The sequence below is a fragment of the Mesorhizobium sp. B1-1-5 genome, assembly GCF_006443065.1.
GTDB lineage: Bacteria > Pseudomonadota > Alphaproteobacteria > Rhizobiales > Rhizobiaceae > Mesorhizobium.
This window is the reverse complement of record NZ_VFWS01000221.1, coordinates 1-2,763: the sequence shown is the minus strand read 5'-3', so window position 1 is coordinate 2,763 and position 2,763 is coordinate 1. Positions and strand designations below refer to the sequence as shown.

5 protein-coding genes are annotated in these 2,763 nt (G+C 60.9%); 3 read left to right on the top strand and 2 right to left on the bottom strand.

Annotated elements, in window-relative coordinates:
• The first annotated feature begins 108 nt into the window (after positions 1-108).
• Entirely contained in the window at positions 109-489 is a 381-nt protein-coding gene (locus FJ980_RS29625; protein WP_246676598.1) for a hypothetical protein, read from the top strand.
• Here the strand turns inward: FJ980_RS29625 and FJ980_RS29620 are convergent.
• Positions 437-979, bottom strand: a complete 543-nt coding sequence (locus tag FJ980_RS29620) for a hypothetical protein (RefSeq protein ID WP_140547172.1) — start codon at positions 977-979, stop codon at positions 437-439. The two genes, FJ980_RS29625 and FJ980_RS29620, sit on opposite strands and share 53 nt — an antisense overlap.
• Before the next feature lie 52 nt (positions 980-1,031).
• On the opposite strand from FJ980_RS29620, the gene FJ980_RS29615 reads away from it, so the two are divergent.
• Together FJ980_RS29615 and FJ980_RS29610 are read left to right on the top strand one after the other, a co-directional pair.
• A complete protein-coding gene (locus FJ980_RS29615) occupies positions 1,032-2,072 on the top strand; it encodes a head morphogenesis protein (protein WP_140547171.1) in 1,041 nt (346 codons plus the stop codon).
• Positions 2,072-2,521: an HK97 gp10 family phage protein gene (locus tag FJ980_RS29610; RefSeq protein ID WP_246676597.1), complete on the top strand. Its 450-nt coding sequence runs from the start codon at positions 2,072-2,074 to the stop codon at positions 2,519-2,521. The genes FJ980_RS29615 and FJ980_RS29610 overlap by 1 nt, the downstream gene beginning before the upstream one ends.
• 6 nt (positions 2,522-2,527) lie before the next feature.
• On the opposite strand, the gene FJ980_RS34870 is transcribed toward FJ980_RS29610, so the two are convergent.
• A partial coding sequence (locus tag FJ980_RS34870; RefSeq protein WP_210243770.1) for a hypothetical protein occupies positions 2,528-2,763 on the bottom strand: 236 nt, incomplete at its 5' end.

The following is a 2,763-nucleotide window of genomic DNA, read 5'->3' as shown; positions in this document are numbered from 1 at the left end:
ATGGCAACATCTTCGCACCCGACGCGCCCGTCTCGACCATCATCGAGGGATTGTTGGCGCCGCTGATCGGACCGGTGACAGGGTTCCCTGCCATCATGGTTGTGTGACGTGGCCGGCTTCTATGACGACATGGCCGAGATGGTCACTGAACTGCTCCAGCCAGACGCCGCCGGCGGGCTAGGGCAGGGCACCGTGCAGTTGAAGCGCGAGACGCCCGGCGTTGTCGATCCTGACCAGCCATGGGTGCCGGTTGAGCCGACGGTGACGACATGGCCGCTCAGCGCCGCCGTTAAGCGCCTGCACCAGCGCTACGAGAACGGCATCCTCATCGTCGAGACTGGCGACATGGTGACGTTCGCAGGGCCAGAGGTCGAGCCGGTGCTGACAGACATTATCATCATCGATGGCGCCGAGCGCGTCATCACCAATCTGACGCCTATCCCGGCAGCGGGTCCGACGGTGGCGTGGAAGGCGTGGTGCTCTCAATAGGAGGCGCGTTGGCCTCGCCCACAAAGCGTCGGCTAATTGTGAACCGTATTTCGCTTAGCCACGCCCTTTGCAAATCCGTACTTTGGTTGCCGAGCCAGACGCCTGAGCGAACCGGGCCGACCGGCGTCTGAATGGGCTGTTGAAAGTACGAAACTGTACCTTCGTAAGCTAAGTCGAAATCGGGGTGGTCAACGGTGATATTGATCGCCTTCAGGAACTGACACGAGCGCCCGTTTTCGGGAGCGAATGTCGGGTAGGAGACTGGGTTTGAGGTCACAACTCCCTTATTCCCTTCGACCATGAACATGGCCCGATAGCGGAGGGGTATGATGGCTGTGCCGTCAAAGGCTCGTATGCGAAATGATCCAAGGGCCTGTTTCGGATCTGGAAACCGAATTTGAAGGCGACCGTACTCGTCTGACTTGTATTGCCACCCTCGTGTATCGACCGGCAAAGAACAGAATGCTTCCAGTTGCGGATATTCGCCCATTTTCCCCTCCCAAGCAGTCCGCGAGAGCAGCACACGACATGGGGTTTAGTCAATGCTCGTCCGCCTCACGCCACGCCAGCGCTTCGATATCCTCGTCTCACAATTCGAGCCGGCCGTCCGCGCCGCCTTCATCGAAGCGATCGACGACATCACCAGCAACATCGTGCTGCGCCGGATCGTAGAGCGCCTGGAGCGCGGCGACATCAACGGCGCGATCAACGCCATGCACCTTGACCCGGCCGCCTTCCGCCCGCTGGATGAGGCGATCCGAGCCGCTTTCAACGGGGGCGGCGTGGCGACTGTGGAGGGCATGCCCACGCTTCGCGACCCATCCGGACACCGCATCGTGGTCCGCTGGGATGCGCGCAACCTGGCGGCCGAGCAATGGCTACAGGCGCATTCCGCGCAGTTGGTTACCGGCATCGTGCAGGACCAGCAGAACGCCATCAAGACAGCGCTGGAAACCGGGCTGGCACGAGGCGATAATCCGACCAAGACGGCTGTCACTGTCGTCGGGCGTGTCTCCGCCGTCACCGGGCGGCGAGAAGGCGGCATCATCGGCCTGACCGGTCCGCAGTCCTCATTCGTCGCCACCGCGCGGGATGAACTGCTGTCTGGCGATCCGGCGCAAATGCGGAACTATCTCGAGCGGACGCGGCGCGACAAGCGGTTCGACAAGACCGTGGCCAAGGCGATCGCCGACGGCAAGCCTGTTCCGGCAGCCATGGTCGACAGGATCACCGGCAGATACGCGGACAGCCTTTTGAAGCTTCGGGCCGACACGATCGGACTGCATGAGACATTCGCCGCCCTTGGTGCTTCGAAGGACATCGCCTTCCGCCAGCAGATCGAGAAGGGCACCCTTCAGGCCCAGCACGTCACGAAGGGCTGGAAGCACACGCCGCAGGAGCATGGCCGCATGCAGCATATCGCCATGCAGGGGCAGGTGGTGCCGTTCGATCAGTCCTTTACGGCGCCTGATGGGACCGCAATCCCGTATCCGCATGCACCCGGGGTTCCGACCATGCACACACTCGGATGCAAGTGCTTCGCCGAATACAAGATCGATTTCGTCGCCCAGTTGGTGCGGTGATGGCGTCCTTCGCCGCAACCGTCGGCGACTGGTGCGCCAAGGTGCCCAACGCGCTTGAGATCGTGTTCAAGGAATCGGCGCAAGAGCTTGTTTCGCAACTTGATCGACTTCTCGCCGATGAGGTTTACGCCAAACCACAGCCGCCGGGCTACAAGCGCACCGGCTTCCTCCGCGCCTCACTAATGGCATCGACCAGTGCCATGCCGACGCTGTCGCGAGACAATCCCGGCGCACCGGTGCCGACCGATCTAGGCGACGTCATCCTGGTAATCAATGGCGCCGATCTCGGCGACACGATCTATCTCGGCTACACGGCCAACTATGCGGCATTCGTACACTATGGCGCCAACGGCACGACGCCGCGGCCATGGGTGACGTTGGTTGCACAGCGCTGGATCACGATCGTCGAGGCCAAGGCGGCCGAAGTGAAGGCAAGGCTGGGGCTGTAGCGGCACCTATGGTGCGAAGTTGCCTGTCATTATCATCATGAACATCGCCAAGAACGGAAAAACAATCACGACAAAAAGCCCTGCGATCCCGATCAAGATCACTAAACCAGCTTGCTTCTGTGCTGCTTCTTCGCTGGGCTGAACATCTGGTGGTTGTCCTTCGCCTTCAGTCTTCATGATCCCGCACGTTGTTGCGACACGTACCGGCGATATTCGCCGGCCAAAACTTAAGGCAAAATCAA